Raw genomic sequence first — 19305 nt, 5'->3', positions numbered from 1 at the left:
GCAACCGCCATTATACATAAGAATAGGTGGAATATTTTATTGAAATTCTTTTCGGAAATGGTCATAGTAAAGTGCAAAATAAATTAAAGGAAAAATCCCAATTTTATGTCGGATTGCCGAACCTAAATCGGGTTCGAATACGCCTTGAAGAATAAAAAATGAAAATAAAATGAACATGATCAAAAGTTCATAACGATAGGTTTTTCTTTCTTTTAAACATTTAGAAAATCGAACTAATAAAATATAAAACAATAAAAGTTGCCAAATTATAAAAATGATTATTTGAGGCGAAAGAACGTATTTTAAACCATTTAATGGCAAATTTACAGTGAAAAATCCATAAAAAATCCCAATTGCTTCTCCGTACCAAGTATCTGTTTTTACTGGCGAAGTAATCATTGAATTGGCATCTGCAGAAGTCATTCTGGTGCTGTTTACCACTTCCCTGCTAATTTCAGAAAAATGTTTTCCTTTTAAAACGCCATAACTCAGCGACAAAAAAACAGCAATCAACAGTCCGTAGAAAATCGTACTGACTGTTTTATTCTTAAAATTGATGAAACTCACCAAATACATTCCGCCACCAACAACGGGAATCAAAGCAAAATAAGGGCGGTATAAAGCTCCGAAAACAATTAAAAGTATTGAGATAATCAAAATTGTTTTTTGCAACGAAAATTGCTCATTTCGGCACAATAAAACGATGGTCGCTATAAACAGATACGTAATAAATTCTTTCGACGGCATCGAGATGAAAATTGCAATCATAAAAATGCCCAAATACACTAAAATGTTTTTAACATTCAGTTTTTCAAAATTATCGGGAATACCAATTTTATATAAAATATACATTAAAATTGGAAATTGAATCAATGCAATTATTGGAAAAGGAAGATGCCTGAAACCTATAATTTTATAAAACAAAATCGTAAGCGGATAACTTCCTAGATATCCAATTTCATTGTATTTGTCGTAAATAATGATTGCGGTATCGTAGAAAAATTTTGGAGGCAAAACAAAATAAGCCAGAAATGCCACAACTAAATTAGCTGAAGCGATAAGCAAAAATGCTGCTGTACTTTTTTTGATTAATAATTGCATTTTTCTATTGTAATCTATTTTGAAGCTCTTCGTTTTTTATTCAGACTTCTTTTTAATCGGTAACCATTCAAAAAGAAAATCAAGGTTTTAAAGGATAGAAATTTATAGAATTTCATCACTTTATCTACTTTTATATTTCGCCCTTTTTTAAGAAGATATTTCCAGGAAATTAAATCATCCCATATCTGCTTTTGTGTTTCCGGCGACAAAACATAAAAATCTTTTAGAATTACCACATAATTGCAGGCCCAATAATTTTCGATCGCTTTATTTAAAATTTCAGAAATTGATTTTTCCGAATCCAAACCGTTTTTCACCATTTCATACACATCCTGAATATGTTTGGCACTGACCGTTGTTGTAATTGAACCTTGACGTGCCTGACGATATACGTAAAATGATTTCGAATAAATACTGAAAGTCTCCAAATAATGCATCAATTTGCCACACCATTCAATATCTTCTGATTTTCTTCCGACAGGAAAAAACAATTGATTATCAATCAAAATCGATCGCTTGATCACTTTGTCCCAAGCCGAGGCGACGTATAAATCATGATAAACCAAATTTATAATTTCGTCTTCAAATTTGCCGTTTTTGGTTTTTATAAATCGCTGATTGTATTTGCAATTCATATCGTTTTCTGAAAAAAAACGGCTTTCTTCGTGAATGATTATATCTGGATTTGTTTTGGAAATTATTTTGCTCAAATCTTCCAAAACCTGTTTTCCTTGCCAATAATCATCACTATCGGTAAAAATAATATAATCGCCTTTTGCTGCTTTTAATCCCGTATTTCTGGCATCAGACAAACCGCCATTTTCTTTTTCGATTAGGATTATTTGAGAAAATTTTTCCTGGTATTGCTGACAAATTTCAAGAGAAGAATCGGTAGATCCGTCATTGACTAAAATAAGTTCATAGTCAGAAAAACTTTGGCACAAAATACTATCCAAACATTGTGGCAAATAAACCTCAACGTTGTAAATCGGAATAATAATGCTAAAAAGCAAAGCCTCTTTCTCCATGTTCATAGCACAATATTTTAATGCAAAAACACTTTTATTTTATCCTTTCGATAAATAACGATGGCGACAACAAGATTCCAGAAAAAAGAACTTGAAACAAATGCAATTGCACCGCCAGTCATTCCGTAAATCGGAATTAAAAATCGGTTTAAAGTGAAATTGACTGCAACCGCCAAAATCAAAATAACCTGAAAAACGTGCTGTCTTCCCGTCATATTCAAATAAACCGAAGCTGTACCAAATGCAGAACAAATTCCCTGACCAATAATCAAAATTAAAAATGCCTGCTGCGCCACAACATATTGATGCCCAAAAATGGCCAAAATTGATTTCGAAAAACAACTAATTAGCACAATAACCGGCAATGTTATTGCGAAAATCAAACGAGCACTTTTTCTTGACACTTCCGTTAATTCTGTAATTTTATGACTCGCAAATAATTCAGCAATTTTAGCCGAAACCGTAATATTTATACTCACGATTATAATCGAAATAATCGTCATAATCTTAACACCGACCGAATAAAAAGCAACTGTTTCGTCGTTTCGGTATTTCTTCAAAAACATAATATCAAAACACATTAATAAAAACATTGCCATTGCACTGATCGCAATTGGATATGATTTTAAAAATATTTCCTTGTGTGAAGTTTTTTCAGTCACTTCTAAAGTTGTCTTTTTTCGAAAATAAACTAAAACAAAAATGGAACTCAAAACGGAAAGAAAAACAAAACCCAACAGAAAAATATCAACTAAATATTCTTGTTTATGCCAATAAAACAAAATAATGGAACCAATAATTAATGGAACATATTTAATAATATTTCGGAATAATTCGGCAACATATAATTTGTCTAATGCTCTGAAAACTTCGGTGTTCAAAATTGACAATCCAGAGAAAAATAAGGCCAACGTTCCTTTTAAAAGAATCGAATATACGGCCGAATCTGAAAAATAATTGTTGATTGTTTCTTTGCTGATAATAGTAATTATAAGTAATACCAACAATGAAGTTCCAAAAAGCATCAGAACCATTTTTATGTATATATTTTTTAGTTCTTCCAGCGCATTTTGACTTGCTAATTTTCCTTTAAAATATATAATTGACTGATCAAAACCAAGCAAACACATACTCCCAATGGATAACAGAAAAGAACGTACAAAATCATACTGTCCAACAAATTTTGGGCTATAGGTTTTGGTCAGGAAAACTGTAAATCCAAATAAAAGCAGTGCACCAAAAACTCGCAACGATAAAGTGCCAAAGCTTTGCCTTAAAAACTTATTCTTTGAAAATCTTTCAAAAAGTGAATTAGCTTTCAATTTTATTGAATTTGATCTGCCTTTGCAAGAGCAAGCTGTTTACGGTAAAATCTCAAAAACATACTAATCAGCACAAAAAGAAAAATAAAGAATAATGGCAACCAAATTTTAAAGTTTCCGTTCACAACTTTATTTTCATTTATGTTAAGCGTCGAATTGATTTCTTTAATCGTTTTATCAAAACTTATTAATTTGATTTTGTTTTTTCCTTGTTCTAAAATCAGTTTTTGTTTCGTTTTTAAAATGTCATTCAGTTGCAGATTTTCATTGTAATAAACTACTTTATCATTTTTTGCAGTGCTCGAAAGACCTTTTAAAACTTGATCAATTTGTGAAATAATGGTATCGTTTTGAGCGATTTCACGTTCCAGATTTTTGTAGCCAATTTTTTGAGCCACATCATAATATGCTGAATTGTTCAGGTATTTTAATAACGGTTCAACCACCTCTTTTTCGCTTACTTCATTGTTTGAAATAAAAGTAATCGTGTGAAAAGTGTAATTTTTGCTGGTAACGTTATCTTCAAGAACCTTTTTTATTTCGCCTGTTTCGGCCATTAATTTAATCAGTTCAAAGTTTTGTTCTTTGTCTTCAATAAATTTATAAACGTCTGGAACAGGTTTGATTTCAATATATTTTATTCGGTCTGAACTACCAAAAACAGTACTTAAAAAATCAACATCTCCGGCGGCAATTTTTGCTTGAATCAAATCGATTTTGGCGTATAAATAATCAGCGCTTTCAAAATTTGGCGTTACAACAATCTGGTTTTTAAAAGATTTTTTATTTGAATCCAAATAAAATCCAAGCGCAACTCCAAGTACAAACAAAATCAAGACCGTAATCCAGTTTCGGATAAAAAACTGAATAGCTCTAAAAATCGATCTGTTCAAACGATCAAAAAAACTTCCAATACTTTTTGAGAGCTGAAAAATGTCGATTTCCTGATCCTGATTTTGGGGTACTTTTGTACTCATTTATGCTTTATTTTACGTTGAAAATTTGTTCCAAAATTTTAATGGTAATCAAATAAGTTGGTTTTACGCCGGTTGTTCCAAGTCCGCCCGAAGCCAATGTACTTCCGGTTTCAAGAGGATTATCAGAGGCATAATACGCGTAACGCACTTTGATATCGTGTGGCACACTTTTTCGAATTTTTGATGCCGACTGAATTGCTTTTTGGTAATACGATCCTTCCATTTCCAGACCAATTACGCCCCAAGTCGATTCGTGGAAAAATTTCAGCAAATCTCTGTTTTGCAAAGAAGTTCCTAAAACGGTAACCATTGCACCTTCATAAACATCAATATCATTTCCTCTAAACATATCGCCGGTTAATTCATTTTCGAAGAAATAATTATCAGCAGTTCCTTCGTTGATGTGCGCCGTTGGGATCATGATATCACCTTTTCCGCCTTCTAGAATTCCGGCTTTACCCATAATCGAAACCGATTTTACATTCAGCAAAGTTTCTTTTTTGAATGGTTTCAAAAGCTCATCGATGGTTTCATACGCCTGTTCTCCAAACGCATAATCCATTACGATAATTACTGGCTTTTCTTCACCAACATTTGCATTTGAAAATGCTGTTTTTGACCAATCAATTTTTGCTGTATCAAAAATCTGAACATCGATATTTGTTCCTGAACAATCTGGCAGCGAAATCATCCCGTTTTTCAAAGCCAATTCTTCAACTTGTCCTCTTATTTCTTTTGAACCTGAACCGCTTAATTCTTCGTAAATATGGAAATCGTTTTTGCCTTTGTATTTTGATGTCAATAACGGAGTTGCAAAAATCGAATTCATCACGCTATGCATATTTGCACTAATAACGTGAATAGGGCGCTTTAAAAGATCATTCGCTTTTAAAACTTCCTTTATGTTTGTTGCCCAGATTTCTCCGTGAATATGGTGTCCTAAACGCTCGCGCAAAACCGGACTAAAAGTAATGGTACGTTTATTGTTTTCAACAATTTCTTCGATTGCTAATTTTCCTAACCAATAAATGACATGCAAGAAACGATCTGGCGCATTTTCTGAACCAAAAGCGTCGTAAATATCCAAAACTTCTTCAAACGTTCTGGCCAAAATATTGGCAACGTGCGAAATTGCTTTTTCTTTCTCAATCTGCGTCAGCTTTTTAGTTTGCATTACCGCTTGTTCCAATTTCAACCAATCACGAGAAACTTCGCCACCGTCATCAATTAAAACACGATTTTTGATTTTATGCGATTCAATGAAAATGAAAGTTAAATGTGTCAGAATATCGTAAATATCCGAGCGTCCGCGCGTGATTTCGACATTCATTTGTTCTTCGTCTATTCTATAGCAATTTCTTCTTCTTTTTGGCGGAACAATCGGCTGAAAATGCGATTTTGAATAGCCTTCATCTGAAGTCAAATTGATAAAACGACATTGTTCGATTCCTATCGGAAGTCGTTCAATAACGTACAAAAGTCCGTTTAGTTCTACTTTTTCTTCGGCAATATTTCCGTAGATTTCCGGACGCAATGCTAATAATGATTCTCTTAAACTATCGCCAGAAACTCCCATTGGTTTGTAAAAACCACGGTTGAATAAATGGCGCATTGTAATGTACATTTTTTCGATAGCTGCAGATGATTCCTGCGCTCTTGATCTTGATATATGTTTGGTTTCTTTCATTCTATTCTATATTTATAAACTCAAATGTAAACAAATACAAGGCATGCCTTGTATCTGCAATATCATTTTTTTTTAATCATTTCGATTTATTTTCTGTTTTAAATTTATCCTTCGTCCAATTTTCCGGATTTGAAACAATATAATCAGAAATTCTTTGATAATCATTATTGCTTCTAATGATATTATCGTAAAATAATTTTTGCCATTTATGTGGATATCCTAATCTATTGGCATGTTTGGTTACAGCAGATTTATAGGATCCAACAATTGACGAAATGGTGTTTTTTCCAATGTTTTGAAACCGTGGAGACAGGGCGTGTTGAGACAGGGCATGCCCTGTCTCAACGTTATCCCCGTTATTCGTATTATTTAATTTATCTATATTATCCGATTGTTTATCAATAATCAAAATTCCATGAATATGATTTGGCATGACCACAAAATCACCCAATTCAACGTTTTTATGATGCATTGGAATTTGATACCACAATAAATCAGCAATAATTCCTGCCCCTGACAAAACCATTTTATCATTTTGAATTTCTCCAAAATAATGTTCTCTGTCTTGTGTACAAATTGTTATAAAATAGGCTCCGTTCCAGCCATAATCCCACCATTGCGCTCTTATTGAAGAAATACGATATTTATTTTGAAATTTATCTTTATTCATAATGACTTAATGCTTCTATCTTTTTTATTCACTAAAAAAAAAGCACTAACTTGCAAATATAAATATTTTCCTAATTTAAGTTATCCGCAATTTTTCTATCATTGGACAATCTCGGAATTTTATTTTGTCCGCCTAATTTTCCTTGCGATTTCATGTATTCTTGGAAACCGTTTTTGGAAACTTTTGTAATAACTACCTTTTGCAAAACATTTCCGGTAATTAAATCGTCATAATAAATGTTTTGTTTTCGCATTGAATCATCGATTGCTTCGGCGAAAGCCTGCATATTCTCTGGTTCTTTTTCAAATTCAATCAGCCATTCGTGATACGGCAATCCGCTTGATGGCGTGATTTGCGGTGCAACGGTGAATTCGTTTATAACGATGTTACTTCCTGCTGTAGCTTCTTTCATTGCATTTTCGACTTCGTTTGCAATAACGTGTTCACCAAAAGCCGAAATATAATGTTTGATACGCCCTGAAACTATAACACGATATGGAGCCAAAGACGTAAACTGAACAGTATCACCAATATTATAACCCCAAAGTCCGGCATTTGTAGAAACGATAAGGGCATAATTTACACCCAATTCTACTTCGCCAATTGTATAACGTTTTGGTCCCGAACCATCGGAATCAGTAAAAAATTCATCGGCTTTAATGAATTCGTAGAAAATTCCCGAATTTAAAAGCAACAACATTCCTTTTTCTTTTTGAGAATCTTGATACGCAAAAAAACCTTCTGATGCTGGAAATAATTCAATACTGTCTATTTTTTTGCCAATCATTTGTTCAAATTTCGCGCGATACGGCTCATAATTAACACCTCCGTAAATAAACAAATTGAAATTTTTGAAGATTTCGCTGATCTTTTTTCCACCGCTTTTTTGCTGTAAACGCTCAAAATACATTTGAACCCAAGACGGAATCCCTGAAATTACCGACATATCTTCTTTTATAGTTTCGTCGACAATCGCATTTACTTTCGTTTCCCAATCATCAATACAATTGGTTTGCCACGATGGCATTCGGTTTTTTTGCAAATATTTCGGAACAAAATGTGCGACGATTCCAGAAAGTCTTCCGAATTTAATTCCATGTTTTTCTGTCAAAATTGGACTTCCTTGAAGAAAAATCATTTTTCCGTCAACAAAACTAACATTTCCGGTTTCGTTGATATAATGCAAAATCGCATTGCGCGCCGCTTCGACATGAAAAGGCATAGATTCTTTTGTAAGCGGAATATATTTTGCTCCGGAAGTCGTTCCTGAAGTTTTAGCAAAATAAATTGGTTTTCCTTTCCAAAGAATATTTGCTTCGCCTAATTTGACTTTTTCAACATAACTTTTCAAATCCTCATAATCCCGAATTGGGACATTTTTCTGAAAATCTTCAATTGTTTTTATTGAAGCAAAATTATGATCTTTTCCAAACTCGGTTTCTTTTGCGTTTTGAATCAAACTTTTGAAAACTTGTTGCTGTGTTTCAACAGGTTTATTAGACCAAGCTCGAGTTTGATTGTATATTTTTCGGGCAAATATCTTTGCAGCAATTGACTTAATTGACATTTTTTGTGGTATTATTTTTTGTCGCTTTTCTTATTATTTTTTTTGCTTTCGCTTTGCTCCTTCTCCATTTTTGCAACATTTTCCCTAAGCTTGATTTCTTCTTCTGTTGCCTTCATATTTACATTTGAGTGTTCCTCATTTTCGGCAATAATCGAATCTTTATTGAATTTTGCATACTCCAATTCTCCTTTCAAAACCTTTTGAACTCCTTTTAAATAAGCTTCATTTCGTTTTAAAACTTTCTCGAGCGAATCTGATTTTATGGCCAATTCCGTTGCATTTCGCTTTAATTGTGAAGACGAATAGCCGGGAATAAATTCGCGAAGCGGTGTAAAAGCAATGATAAATGTAGTAACTAAAATCAAAAATATACCACCTAAAGTAAACATTACAAAAACATTCATCAAAGTCAGCCTCAATGAAAAAATTTCTTCAAAAGTATTTTCGTTCAAAATTACCAATCGGTTTTTGATGAATAATTTTTTTCTGAAATTTTTATTTTTTTTAGCCATTTTGTTGTTTCTACTAGCAAATATAGTGATTAATCATCTTGTTATTATTGATGAAAAAACGGCAAATAATACAATTTTATTATTTTATAAAATATTTAACGCAGTATAAATGAAATATTTTAATCCAAAATTTCTTGTTGTACGTATATTCTATATACCTTTGCGGTGAAAATATAAATCAAATTTGCTTCGGCATTAAATATAATAGTCATGGGAAGATTAGGTCTTACAGAAATCCTTGTTATCGTAGGTATTGTGATATTACTTTTTGGAGGTAAAAAAATTCCAGAATTAATGAAAGGTTTAGGAAGTGGAATTAAGGAATTTAAAAACGCTGCTAAAGACGATCAACCTGCTGCTTCTAAAAAAGAAGAAGAAACAAAATAATAAATTCGAACGTATTAAAAATCCCAGATTACATATTGTAGTCTGGGATTTTTTTGTTTTTTCCAATTGGAATTTGGAATTTTATTTTTGGAATTTTTACAAAACCATAGTCAACTGAATTCTCTTTCTATCCTCATCAACTTCAGTAACTTTAACCTCAACATGCTGATGCAGTTTCACCACTTCGTTTACGTCGCTGACAAAACCCGCTTTTAACTGCGAAATATGCACTAATCCGCTTTCTTTGATTCCGATGTCAACAAAACAGCCGAAGTTGGTGATGTTATTCACAATTCCTGGTAAGATCATTCCCGTTTTCAAATCTTTGATCGATTTTACGTTTGCATCAAATTCAAAAACCTTAGCCGACTTTCTAGGGTCTAATCCAGGCTTTTCAAGCTCTTTTATGATGTCTTTCAGCGTTAGTAAACCAATTTCAGGCGTAACATACTTTTCAGGCTTAATAAGCGCTGTTTTCTCTTTATTTGCAATTAATTCATTCAAAGAAATATTCAAATCTTTCGCCATCTTTTCCACAACCGGATAAGCCTCTGGATGGACCGCCGAATTATCCAGCGGATTTTTAGCATTTGTAATTCTGATAAACGCTGCTCCTTGCTGATAGGCTTTGTCTCCTAAACGTGGCACTTTTTTAAGTTGTTTTCTGTCTTCAAAAGGACCGTTTTCAGAACGATATTGTACAATGTTTTCGGCAAGCTTCTCCCCGATTCCACTCACATAGCTTAATAAATGTTTACTCGCTGTGTTGATATTGATTCCAACCGAGTTTACGCAGCGAATAACTGTACTATCTAACTCTTCTTTTAATTTAGTTTGGTCAACATCGTGTTGATATTGTCCTACTCCAATTGCTTTTGGATCTATTTTTACCAATTCAGCCAACGGATCTGAAAGTCGTCGCCCGATAGAAACCGAACCACGAACCGTTACATCATAATTTGGGAATTCTTCTCTAGCAATTTTTGAAGCCGAATATACCGAAGCTCCTGCCTCAGAAACTACAAAAACCTGAACTGGTTTATCGAAAGCGATTTTTTTGATAAAAAATTCGGTTTCACGTGAAGCTGTTCCGTTCCCGATAGAAATCGCATCAATCTGATACGCGTTTACCATCGAACGGATTTTCTTAATCGCCATTGATTCCTCGTTTTGAGGCGCGTGCGGATAAATGGTTTCGTTATATAATAAATCGCCTTTTTCGTCCAAACAAACTACTTTGCAACCACTTCTAAATCCAGGATCGATTGCCAAAATACGTTTTTCTCCCAACGGCGGAGCCAATAATAACTGTCCTAAATTATTAGCAAAAACCTGAATAGAATTGGCATCTGCCTTAGCTTTTGCTTCCTGCAACGTTTCATTTCCAATTGCTGGATTCAATAAACGTTTATAACTATCTTCAATTGCCAGCTGTAAATGTGCTGTTGTATTATTTTGTTTTTTAATGATGATTTCGTCAATAACATCGTATGCATCGTCGATATCAACATCAATTTTCATTTTGATAAAACCTTCATTTTCTGCACGAAGCATTGCTAATAAACGATGCGCTGGTGCTTTTGTCAAAGGTTCTTCCCAATCAAAATACTGGCTGAATTTCTGTGCTCCTTCTTCTTCGGCTTTCTTTTTAACTACTTTTGTAGCAATGGTCGCTTTTCGCTGAAATAATCTACGAAGCTGTTTGCGTACATAAATATTTTCGTTGATCCATTCGGCTACAATATCTCTTGCACCTTGAATGGCTGCTTCTTCATTGATAACATTTTCATTAATATACTGAGTCGAAATAAAATCGATATCAGCATCACTTTCAGATATAATCAGTTTTGCCAAAGGTTCAAGACCAAATTCGCGCGCGACATCGGCTTTTGTTTTTTTCTTCTTTTTATATGGAAGGTAAAAATCTTCGATTTCTTGTAAATCAAAACTGTCTTCAATTTTTTTCTTCAAATCTGGCGTAAGCGCTTTTTGCTCTTCAATAGATTTTAAAACGGCTTCTTTACGTTTTATAAGTGTATCATAATCTTTTTGAAGCTTTGCAATCTGTTCAATTACAGTTTCATCAAGATTTCCGGTTGCGTCTTTTCTATATCGCGAAATAAACGGAATTGTACAGTCTTCTTCTAATAATTTAACTGTGTTCTGAATACTTACTGCAGGCGCCTGAACAGACTTGGCAATGAATTGAATATTAGTCATACTTTTAATGAAATAATTCTTAATTATAAACTGATATAATTTACTTGTTAAAATTAAAAAGCAAATTCATCTATGATTCGGCTAAAATAATATCTTTGTTTTTAATTTTATGCCAATGGAAATTTTTTTACTCTATTTTTTATTTATAAATGTAATCGTTTTTATTCTTGCCGGATATGATAAATATAAAGCCAGAAAAAATAAACGAAGAATCCCTGAAAATACGCTATTCTTTCTGCAATTCATCGGAGGAACTCCAGGTTTATTAACAGCGATGTTAATCTTCAGACATAAAACGAGTAAAACTTCTTTTACTGTAAAGTTTGCTGTGATTTTAGCCATTCAGATTGCACTAATAATTGCTTATTTTAATTATAAAAAGTAGATATTAACATTGTTGATAACTCAAAAAATACAACCTAAAATACTGGATAATAAATACTTAAAATAAAAACCGGGCAAATTAAAAATCGGCCCGGTTTGTTTATGAATAGGTGCGAAGCACCGAATTTTTTTTTTGACTTTTTATGCGCAAGCAATTTTGTTCACTCTATTTTGATGTCTTCCGCCTTCGAAAGCTGTATCAAGGAAAGTTTCAACGATTTCAACAGCTTGATGAATAGAGGTAAACCTTGCTGGAATACTCACAATATTGGCATCATTGTGCAAACGCGTCAAATATGCGATTTCTTTGGTCCAGCATAAGCCAGCTCTCACTTTCGGGTGTTTATTAACTGTCATCGCAATTCCGTTACCGCTTCCGCAGATTACGATTCCAAAATCAGCTTTTCCTTCAGATACATCATTGGCAACTGGATGCCCAAAATCTGGATAATCTACAGAAGCATCAGTATCTGTACCGTAATTCGTTACTTCATATCCTCTTGATTTCAGCATTTCAACAATTGCTTTTTTGTATTCTGGTCCTGCGTGGTCGTTTCCTATCGAAATTTTCATTTTTCTTACTATTTAGTTGTGTTATGCAAATTTACTTAATTAATAAATGGTTGCCACGAATTGCACCAATTTTCACAAATTTTTTTCTTTTTCTATATGATATAAACATTCTCATATTAATTCATGTACATTCGCATAATTGGTGGCACAAAACCTTCTTTTTACAACTATCTTATTTTCAAAATCTTATCAGTTATTAACAATTTTGATAACTCTATAACTATCTAACAATCAATGAAAAATAAACAGAATATTTGTTAAAATTTTGATGTGTTAATAGGAGTTTGTAATTGCTTGATATTCAATTAACTTTAAGTTAACAGAAAATGTTAATAAGTTCGAAAAGAAAATTAGAAGTTTTTTTTGGTTGTTTTGAAAAATTTCATAATCCAAAAGTGAAATTAAATATGCAAGAAAAGTTTCGTGAATTTTTGGAAAAGTTATCAATATCAAAAATACCATTTTCAACAGTAATCAACATATCAACTTATCTACAAAATCAATTCAATTTTGGTTGTCAACCGTTGTTAATTAAAATACAAAAAGTCTTATAAATTAATCATTTAACCAAAAATAACTATGTTGATAACTCAGAATAAATAAGTAAAACGAGATTTCAATGACTTCAAAAAAAAAATTATTCGACATATTAACAAGCTATAATAACCATAAATTTTTTTTAAATTTTTAAAAATCTTTTTTGTTGTATTTAATATATGTTGAAAACTAAAAAAGTTGAAAAGGAAAAATTTTATTTTTTGAATTGAATTTATTCTGATTTGAAATTGAATTTTGAAATTTGTTTCAGACGATTTTAAGCGGATTGTTGAGATTGTCCAAGATTTCTTGAACTTGTTCGAAATCGTTGGGATGGACTTTCAAGCGAATGCCACCGAGCGCAGCTGAATACATGGGTGCTACGGAAAGTGTGATTTCGTTTTCGAAAAAATAGGGAATTTCTTCCTGCTCCAGTAAGTGTTTGAGTATTACGGTTTCGTGTAGATAATTGAATACCGCGATGGTCTTAAAGCTTTCCATATTAGGTCTTTTTGTAAATGTACGAAAAGTTATATTTTTAATAATTCTAATTGTTAAAATCTATATTCTGATATCTTATTTGTAATTTTAAACCTTATAAGAAAAGATATATGAGTAAGAAAATTAGAAAGCCGATAAAAAAAGAGAAAGATTTCTCTAGTAAGATAGTAAAAATTTTATCGCAAAGTGCTAATAAAACATTCAATTATAAACAAATAGCGGCAAAGCTAGAACTTGATGATACAAAAAGTAGAAATCAGATTATTAAAGATTTAAAAATTCTAGCTTCTCAAAAGAAGATTATAGAAACAGAACCTGGTAAATATTTAGTCAAAGCTGAAAGCCAGGATTACTACGAAGGAACAATAGATATGACGAGCAGAAAAACGGCATATTTTATTTGTCCTGATTTTGCTGAAGATGTTTTTATTCCAACCAATAATTTGAATCGTGCTTTAGATAAAGACAAAGTAAAAGTTTACGTTTATAACAGAAGAAAAGGAAAAAGACCTGAAGGTGAAGTAATTGAAGTTATAGAAAGAGATAAAACAGAATTTGTAGGTGTAATTGATATGCAGCCAAATTTTGCTTTTGTTTCTACTGCAAATCCTAAAATGTATACCGATATTTTTATCCCTAAAGATAAAATTGGTGAAGCAGAAAACGGTGACGTTGTGTTGGTTAAGATTGAAGATTGGCCAAAAAGAGCCGATAGTCCGTTTGGATCTGTAATTCGTGTTTTAGGAAAACCTGGAGAACATAATACTGAAATTCATGCTATTTTGGCTGAATACGGTTTGCCAGCAGATTTTCCTGTAGAAGTAGAAGTTTTTGCACAAAAACTAGATACTTCGATTCAGGAATCTGAGATTGCAAAACGTCGTGATATGCGTGATACGCTGACATTTACGATAGATCCAAAAGATGCAAAAGATTTTGATGATGCCTTGTCTTTCAAAAAGTTAGAAAACGGAAACTTCGAAATCGGAATTCATATTGCAGACGTTTCGTATTATTTGGAAGAGGGAACTATCCTAGATGATGAAGCGTATCAAAGAGCTACTTCAGTTTATTTGGTCGATAGAGTAGTGCCAATGCTTCCTGAAGTATTGTCTAATTTTGCTTGTTCGCTTCGTCCGAATGAGGAAAAATATACTTTTTCAGCAATATTTGAAGTTTCTCCATCAGCTCAAGTCATTAATCAATGGTTTGGAAGAACTGTAATTTATTCTGACCAGCGTTTTGCTTACGAAGAGGCTCAGCATATCATTGAAACAAAAGAAAATACGATTCCGATTGATGTTTCAATTACTGGAGAATCTTATGTTGTTTCAGATGAAATTAGAGAAGCGACTTTAAAACTAGATGAATTAGCGAAGATTTTAAGAAAGAAAAGAATGCAACAAGGCGCTATTTCTTTTGATAAAGTAGAAGTGAAATTTAATCTTAGTGAAGAAGGAGAACCAGAAGGAGTATATTTTAAAATATCAAAAGATGCCAATCATTTGATTGAAGAATTTATGCTTTTGGCTAACAGAAAAGTGGCAGAATACATTGGAAAACAAAAGAAAACCTTTGTTTATCGTATTCACGACGAACCAAATGAAGATAAATTAATTGCAATGCAAACTGTAATTGCTAAATTTGGTTACAAAATTGATTTTAGAACAAAAGATGATATAGCAAAATCAATCAACGCTTTGATGGAAGAAGTGAATGGTAAGAAAGAACAAAATCTTATTGATACTCTTGCTATTAGAAGTATGAGCAAAGCCAAATATTCGACAGATAATATTGGTCACTACGGTTTAGCTTTTGATTATTATAGCCATTTTACATCGCCAATTCGTCGTTATCCAGACGTAATGGTACATCGTTTGTTGCAATATTATTTAGATGGAGGAGCTTCTGTAGATGAAGAAACCTATGAAACTAAATGTCTGCATTGTTCAAATATGGAAAATTTGGCAACAAATGCAGAGCGCGACAGTATTAAGTATATGCAGGTTAAATATATGCAGGATCATCAGGATGAAGAATTCCTTGGCGTTATTTCTGGTGTTACCGAATGGGGAATTTATGTTGAAATCGTTTCTAACAAGTGCGAAGGAATGGTAAGAATCAGAGAAATAAAAGAAGATTACTATACTTTTGACGAAAGACAATATGCTTTAGTTGGAGCAACTTCAAACCGTTTATTGCAGTTAGGAGACGAGATTTATGTTAAAGTAAAAAATGCCGATTTAGTGAAAAAACAACTTGATTTTCATTTTTTGAGAAGAGCAGAATAAGTATTAATTAAAAAAATAAAGGTATGAAAAAGTTAATCATAGGAGCGGTAATTTTATTTGCACAATTATCTTTTGGTCAGGTTACCAAAGAGTTGGGAGATTTTGATACCGTTAAGGTTTTCGATAAATTAAGCGTGAAAGTAGTTCAAGCATCTGAGAATAGAATTGTGATAAAAGGCGCTAGAGAAGCAGAAGTTGAAGTTGTTAATAAAAATGGTATTTTGAAATTGAGAATGCCTTTTCCAAAACTTTTATCAGGAAATGATTTGAGTATTACTTTATATTACAAACATATAGAACTTATAGATGTAAATGAAGGAGCAACAGTAACGAGCAATGAAGCTATCAAGGCAACTTCTTTCAAAGTAAGTGCACAAGAAGGTGGCGTTATAAATGTTGATTTAGATGTTGATAAACTCAAAGTAAGTTCAGTATCAGGAGGTTCAATCACATTAACGGGCAAAGCTGCAAATCAAGATGCAAGTCTAGGAGCTGGTGGTTATTTGCTGGCAAGTAAATTAGAGACTTCTCAGACCACTGTAAGCGTTTCTGCGGGTGGAAAAGCCGATGTTAATGCTTCAACCCTTGTTGATGCAAAAGTGAGCGCAGGAGGCTCTATTTACATTTATGGAAAACCAAAACAAATTAACCAAAAAACAGTTTTTGGCGGTAAAATCGAAGAAGTAAAATAACAAATTGTATTTAATGATAAATGATATTCTGGCTGGACTGCCATGGGGACTTTTTTTGAGCTTTATGATTGGTCCGGTATTTTTTGTACTATTAGAAACCAGTATTACCAAAGGTTTCAGAGCTGCGATTGTATTTGATTTTGGTGTGGTGTTAGGCGATATATTTTTTATTGCTATTGCCTATTTAGGAAGTTATAGATTGATTTCCAGCTTAAAAGATGATCCAGCTCTTTTTATTTTTGGAGGAATAATTATGCTTTCTTACGGTATTATTTCGTTTGTAAAATTAAAGAAAGAAGAAAAAATAAATGATGAAGAAATTGACCGTGATATTCTGAAAAGAAATTATGGAAGTTTGTTTGTTAAAGGTTTTTTACTGAATGTTATCAACATTGGAGTTCTTGGATTTTGGTTAGCGGTTATTATTTCTATTGGGCCAAAACTACAAATGCAGACACCTAGAATGATGACATTTTTTACAGCTGTTATTATCACATATTTGCTTGTTGATTGCATTAAAATACTTTTAGCCAAACAATTAAAAAGTAAAATGACACCAACTAATATTCTTAAAATCAAAAAAGGAATTAGTATTGTTTTAATGGTTTTTGGTGTTGCTTTAGTAGTTCAAGGTTGGTTTCCAAAAGAGAAAGAAATGGTTAAAAATGCCTTTGAGAGAATAGAGAAGAAGTAGTTGTTAATAACTCAAAAATATAAAATCAAACCTCTGAATTTCAGAGGTTTTTTTGTGTTTATAACTGCTAGCTTATAACTTTTAAATGAGTTTTTTAAGTCTAGTTTGTCATTTCGACGAAGGAGAAATCTTCTTGAGAAGCTCGACAAAGATTGGATAATTGTTGCGGAGTTACTTGTGGAGATTTCTCCTTCGTCGAAATGACAAAATTGTGCAAAATTATAAACCCGACAGGTTTTTAAACCTGTTGGGTTTGTATATAAGCTTTAATAATGCTTTTTTCTAAAAATTAGACACAAAAAAGAGACACATTTCTGTATTTCTTTTTGAAGCATAGTCCGGATTCGAACCAATATATTTAATTAATTTTTTCTAAAAATTAGGCACAAAAAAAAAGAGACACATTTCTGTATCTCTTTTTGAGGCATCGTCCGGATTCGAACGTAAATCTTTATCTAATTTTTTCTAAAAATTAAAACTAAACCACTCTGCACTGAAAGTGCAGAGGTTTGTTTGACGAGGGACTGAAAGTCCCTTTTTCTATTTCATTCAAGAATGAAATTTGAATCATCATCATTATCTTTCCTTCTATGATGCTCCAGATATTCATTTACCATTTCATCAGTTATATTTCCTGTACTCCAAACTCCATAACCACTTGCCCAAAAATGTTGTCCCCAGTAACGTGCGTGAAGTTCTGGAAACTCCATTTGCAATTTCCTTGAAGTACGACCTTTGAAACTTTTTAAAATTGAACTTACATTTTGCTTTGGCGCATACTCAATATGCATGTGAACGTGATCTGCGCTCACAACTCCTTTCAAAATTTCTATCCCTTCCGCTTCGCATATTTGTATCAAAAGTTCACGACAGCGCTTTTGGATATCACCTTTCAAAACCTTAAACCTATATTTCGTAACCCAAACAACATGACATGTTAATCTGCTTACTGTGTGCGAACCTTTTCTTAATTCTGTAGCCATAAATTAAAGATAAAGATTTTTTCGCATTACTAAAGTACTGCAATAAATTGCAGGGTTTTTAACCCAAATCTGAGACCAATAAAAAAAAGAGACACATTTCTGTATCTCTTTTTGAGGCATCGTCCGGATTCGAACCGGAGTAGGAGCTTTTGCAGAGCCCAGCCTAGCCGCTCGGCCACGACGCCATTGCTTGAACGGATGGCAAAAGTAACTAAAATCTTTAAATTTCAAAAGTTTCGAATAAACTATTTTGAAAAAATGCCATTTTAGTTTTTTAAATTACTTTCTAATTTCCGTCATTTTTATAGTAACTGACTCAACATCACCACCAATAGGCGGATTTATTTTAGAAACCCAAACTGTTGTTTTTTGTACCATTTGTATCTCTGCCAGCACTCGAATATTGATTCTTTTGGCCACATGTTCCAATAAATGCGAACGAATTGCCATTTCTTCTTCCACAATTTTGTTCAAGTGAACATAATCTACTGTGTCTAAAAGATGATCTGTTTCTGCTGATTTCTGTAAATTGGTTTTAATTTTTAGATCGACAGTATAATCAGATCCAATTTTTCCTTCTTCAATTAAACATCCGTGGTAAGAAAAAGTACGGATATTTTTAAGTTTAATAACTCCCATTTTTATAATTTTATTCTTGTAGTATTTGGATCTTGGTAATTGCAGGTTACAGCTTGAATAGAAACAATTTTTTCTATTTCATCAACTGTAAAGTGAATGGTATAAGGAAATTTCTTTAAAGGTAATGTACGGACAATATTGTATTTTTCCTCAAAAAAAGGCATAGTTTTTAACGTTAAAGCATAGTTTTTAAACTCTTTGTAAAATAATTTTCCCAAGCCTTTTCTTATAGATTCATAATAAAAAGCTGTTTCATCTACTTCTAGTTTTGCTCTCTGAAGAATTATGGTTTTATAATTTTCTTCTAAAGCCATTTTTTATCTAACTCTTTTAAGGCATCTTCTACAGGAATATAATCCTCTGGTTTAGCATTCTTTATACGATCCAAAACCATTTCTTGTTGCCATAATGGAATTTCATTCTCAACATTTTCATCTATAGAAACATCAGGAACATGTTTAAAAAAACTAATAAATGTTTCGTAGAAATCGTCTGGAATTGTAACAGTTAATTGTCTCATAATTCTGAATATTTGTACAA

Annotated in this window: 20 protein-coding genes and 1 tRNA gene; 5 read left to right on the top strand and 16 right to left on the bottom strand. The window is 32.5% G+C overall.

Going from position 1 to position 19305, the window contains the following annotated elements:
• Positions 1-36 precede the first annotated feature (36 nt).
• The 8 genes from SCB73_RS06910 to SCB73_RS06875 form a co-directional block, all read right to left on the bottom strand.
• Positions 37-1101 carry a hypothetical protein gene (locus tag SCB73_RS06910; protein WP_320569340.1) on the bottom strand — a complete coding sequence of 355 codons (1065 nt, stop codon included), beginning with the start codon at positions 1099-1101 and terminating at the stop codon, positions 37-39.
• Positions 1102-1115: 14 nt separating this feature from the next.
• The gene (locus tag SCB73_RS06905; protein WP_320569339.1) at positions 1116-2135 is read right to left on the bottom strand and encodes a glycosyltransferase family 2 protein; all 1020 of its coding nucleotides are present in this window, start codon (positions 2133-2135) and stop codon (positions 1116-1118) included.
• 11 nt (positions 2136-2146) lie between these two features.
• On the bottom strand, positions 2147-3451 hold the full coding sequence (locus SCB73_RS06900) for an oligosaccharide flippase family protein (RefSeq protein WP_320569338.1): 1305 nt from the start codon (positions 3449-3451) through the stop codon (positions 2147-2149).
• 2 nt (positions 3452-3453) lie between these two features.
• Positions 3454-4428, bottom strand: coding sequence for a hypothetical protein (locus SCB73_RS06895; protein WP_320569337.1), 975 nt, complete (start codon positions 4426-4428; stop codon positions 3454-3456).
• 7 nt (positions 4429-4435) lie between these two features.
• Complete coding sequence (locus tag SCB73_RS06890) at positions 4436-6115, bottom strand: DUF6909 family protein (RefSeq protein WP_320569336.1); 1680 nt, start codon at positions 6113-6115, stop codon at positions 4436-4438.
• Positions 6116-6191: 76 nt separating this feature from the next.
• The gene (locus SCB73_RS06885; RefSeq protein WP_320569335.1) at positions 6192-6785 is read right to left on the bottom strand and encodes a transposase; all 594 of its coding nucleotides are present in this window, start codon (positions 6783-6785) and stop codon (positions 6192-6194) included.
• A gap of 70 nt (positions 6786-6855) precedes the next feature.
• Complete coding sequence (locus SCB73_RS06880; RefSeq protein WP_320569334.1) at positions 6856-8352, bottom strand: GH3 auxin-responsive promoter family protein; 1497 nt, start codon at positions 8350-8352, stop codon at positions 6856-6858.
• Between the two features lie 11 nt (positions 8353-8363).
• Positions 8364-8864, bottom strand: a complete 501-nt coding sequence (locus tag SCB73_RS06875) for a peptidase (protein ID WP_320569333.1) — start codon at positions 8862-8864, stop codon at positions 8364-8366.
• A 210-nt stretch (positions 8865-9074) separates the two neighbouring features.
• Here SCB73_RS06875 and SCB73_RS06870 point away from each other — a divergent pair, with 210 nt between their 5' ends.
• Positions 9075-9251 carry a Sec-independent protein translocase subunit TatA/TatB gene (locus SCB73_RS06870; protein WP_035646675.1) on the top strand — a complete coding sequence of 59 codons (177 nt, stop codon included), beginning with the start codon at positions 9075-9077 and terminating at the stop codon, positions 9249-9251.
• Positions 9252-9347: 96 nt separating this feature from the next.
• Here SCB73_RS06870 and SCB73_RS06865 read toward each other — a convergent pair whose 3' ends face one another.
• Positions 9348-11471, bottom strand: coding sequence for a Tex family protein (locus tag SCB73_RS06865; RefSeq protein ID WP_320569332.1), 2124 nt, complete (start codon positions 11469-11471; stop codon positions 9348-9350).
• Between the two features lie 115 nt (positions 11472-11586).
• Here SCB73_RS06865 and SCB73_RS06860 point away from each other — a divergent pair, with 115 nt between their 5' ends.
• A complete protein-coding gene (locus SCB73_RS06860) occupies positions 11587-11856 on the top strand; it encodes a DUF1294 domain-containing protein (RefSeq protein ID WP_320569331.1) in 270 nt (89 codons plus the stop codon).
• Positions 11857-11996: 140 nt separating this feature from the next.
• Here the strand turns inward: SCB73_RS06860 and rpiB are convergent, their stop codons facing one another.
• Together rpiB and SCB73_RS06850 are read right to left on the bottom strand one after the other, a co-directional pair.
• Positions 11997-12428: a ribose 5-phosphate isomerase B gene (gene rpiB, locus SCB73_RS06855; RefSeq protein ID WP_320569330.1), complete on the bottom strand. Its 432-nt coding sequence runs from the start codon at positions 12426-12428 to the stop codon at positions 11997-11999.
• A gap of 804 nt (positions 12429-13232) precedes the next feature.
• On the bottom strand, positions 13233-13466 hold the full coding sequence (locus SCB73_RS06850; protein ID WP_320569329.1) for a putative signal transducing protein: 234 nt from the start codon (positions 13464-13466) through the stop codon (positions 13233-13235).
• Positions 13467-13576: 110 nt separating this feature from the next.
• On the opposite strand from SCB73_RS06850, the gene rnr reads away from it, so the two are divergent.
• Genes rnr through SCB73_RS06835 form a run of 3 tightly spaced genes read left to right on the top strand, consistent with a single transcriptional unit; the run spans position 13577 to position 17143 of the window.
• Entirely contained in the window at positions 13577-15757 is a 2181-nt protein-coding gene (rnr, locus tag SCB73_RS06845) for a ribonuclease R (RefSeq protein WP_320569328.1), read from the top strand.
• A gap of 23 nt (positions 15758-15780) precedes the next feature.
• Positions 15781-16449 (top strand): head GIN domain-containing protein, encoded by a 669-nt coding sequence (locus SCB73_RS06840; protein ID WP_320569327.1) that lies wholly within the window; start codon positions 15781-15783, stop codon positions 16447-16449.
• 13 nt (positions 16450-16462) lie between these two features.
• Positions 16463-17143 (top strand): LysE family translocator, encoded by a 681-nt coding sequence (locus tag SCB73_RS06835; RefSeq protein WP_320569326.1) that lies wholly within the window; start codon positions 16463-16465, stop codon positions 17141-17143.
• A 545-nt stretch (positions 17144-17688) separates the two neighbouring features.
• On the opposite strand, the gene tnpA is transcribed toward SCB73_RS06835, so the two are convergent.
• The 5 genes from tnpA to SCB73_RS06810 all read right to left on the bottom strand — a co-directional run bounded on the left by tnpA (position 17689) and on the right by SCB73_RS06810 (position 19285).
• Entirely contained in the window at positions 17689-18126 is a 438-nt protein-coding gene (gene tnpA, locus SCB73_RS06830; RefSeq protein ID WP_320566631.1) for an IS200/IS605 family transposase, read from the bottom strand.
• A gap of 114 nt (positions 18127-18240) precedes the next feature.
• Positions 18241-18311: transfer RNA gene (locus SCB73_RS06825), tRNA-Cys, on the bottom strand.
• Between the two features lie 94 nt (positions 18312-18405).
• On the bottom strand, positions 18406-18765 hold the full coding sequence (gene folB, locus SCB73_RS06820; RefSeq protein ID WP_320569325.1) for a dihydroneopterin aldolase: 360 nt from the start codon (positions 18763-18765) through the stop codon (positions 18406-18408).
• A 2-nt stretch (positions 18766-18767) separates the two neighbouring features.
• On the bottom strand, positions 18768-19079 hold the full coding sequence (locus SCB73_RS06815; protein ID WP_320569324.1) for a hypothetical protein: 312 nt from the start codon (positions 19077-19079) through the stop codon (positions 18768-18770).
• Positions 19070-19285, bottom strand: a complete 216-nt coding sequence (locus SCB73_RS06810; RefSeq protein WP_320569323.1) for a hypothetical protein — start codon at positions 19283-19285, stop codon at positions 19070-19072. Before SCB73_RS06810 ends, SCB73_RS06815 begins: the two co-directional genes overlap by 10 nt.
• Positions 19286-19305: the final 20 nt, after the last annotated feature.

The organism is Flavobacterium sp. KACC 22761 (assembly GCF_034058155.1).
Taxonomy (GTDB): domain Bacteria; phylum Bacteroidota; class Bacteroidia; order Flavobacteriales; family Flavobacteriaceae; genus Flavobacterium.
This window is presented reverse-complemented; position numbering and strand designations above follow the sequence as displayed.

Excerpts from the sequence above, each read along its gene's own strand:
- SCB73_RS06910 (WP_320569340.1), bottom strand. The coding sequence starts at position 1,101 with ATGCAATTATTAATCAAAAAAAGTACAGCAGCATTTTTGCTTATCGCT.
- SCB73_RS06905 (WP_320569339.1), bottom strand. The coding sequence starts at position 2,135 with ATGAACATGGAGAAAGAGGCTTTGCTTTTTAGCATTATTATTCCGATT.
- SCB73_RS06895 (WP_320569337.1), bottom strand. The coding sequence starts at position 4,428 with ATGAGTACAAAAGTACCCCAAAATCAGGATCAGGAAATCGACATTTTT.
- SCB73_RS06890 (WP_320569336.1), bottom strand. The coding sequence starts at position 6,115 with ATGAAAGAAACCAAACATATATCAAGATCAAGAGCGCAGGAATCATCT.
- SCB73_RS06885 (WP_320569335.1), bottom strand. The coding sequence starts at position 6,785 with ATGAATAAAGATAAATTTCAAAATAAATATCGTATTTCTTCAATAAGA.
- SCB73_RS06880 (WP_320569334.1), bottom strand. The coding sequence starts at position 8,352 with ATGTCAATTAAGTCAATTGCTGCAAAGATATTTGCCCGAAAAATATAC.
- SCB73_RS06875 (WP_320569333.1), bottom strand. The coding sequence starts at position 8,864 with ATGGCTAAAAAAAATAAAAATTTCAGAAAAAAATTATTCATCAAAAAC.
- SCB73_RS06870 (WP_035646675.1), top strand. The coding sequence starts at position 9,075 with ATGGGAAGATTAGGTCTTACAGAAATCCTTGTTATCGTAGGTATTGTG.
- SCB73_RS06865 (WP_320569332.1), bottom strand. The coding sequence starts at position 11,471 with ATGACTAATATTCAATTCATTGCCAAGTCTGTTCAGGCGCCTGCAGTA.
- SCB73_RS06860 (WP_320569331.1), top strand. The coding sequence starts at position 11,587 with ATGGAAATTTTTTTACTCTATTTTTTATTTATAAATGTAATCGTTTTT.
- rpiB (WP_320569330.1), bottom strand. The coding sequence starts at position 12,428 with ATGAAAATTTCGATAGGAAACGACCACGCAGGACCAGAATACAAAAAA.
- SCB73_RS06850 (WP_320569329.1), bottom strand. The coding sequence starts at position 13,466 with ATGGAAAGCTTTAAGACCATCGCGGTATTCAATTATCTACACGAAACC.
- rnr (WP_320569328.1), top strand. The coding sequence starts at position 13,577 with ATGAGTAAGAAAATTAGAAAGCCGATAAAAAAAGAGAAAGATTTCTCT.
- SCB73_RS06840 (WP_320569327.1), top strand. The coding sequence starts at position 15,781 with ATGAAAAAGTTAATCATAGGAGCGGTAATTTTATTTGCACAATTATCT.
- SCB73_RS06835 (WP_320569326.1), top strand. The coding sequence starts at position 16,463 with ATGATAAATGATATTCTGGCTGGACTGCCATGGGGACTTTTTTTGAGC.
- tnpA (WP_320566631.1), bottom strand. The coding sequence starts at position 18,126 with ATGGCTACAGAATTAAGAAAAGGTTCGCACACAGTAAGCAGATTAACA.
- folB (WP_320569325.1), bottom strand. The coding sequence starts at position 18,765 with ATGGGAGTTATTAAACTTAAAAATATCCGTACTTTTTCTTACCACGGA.
- SCB73_RS06815 (WP_320569324.1), bottom strand. The coding sequence starts at position 19,079 with ATGGCTTTAGAAGAAAATTATAAAACCATAATTCTTCAGAGAGCAAAA.
- SCB73_RS06810 (WP_320569323.1), bottom strand. The coding sequence starts at position 19,285 with ATGAGACAATTAACTGTTACAATTCCAGACGATTTCTACGAAACATTT.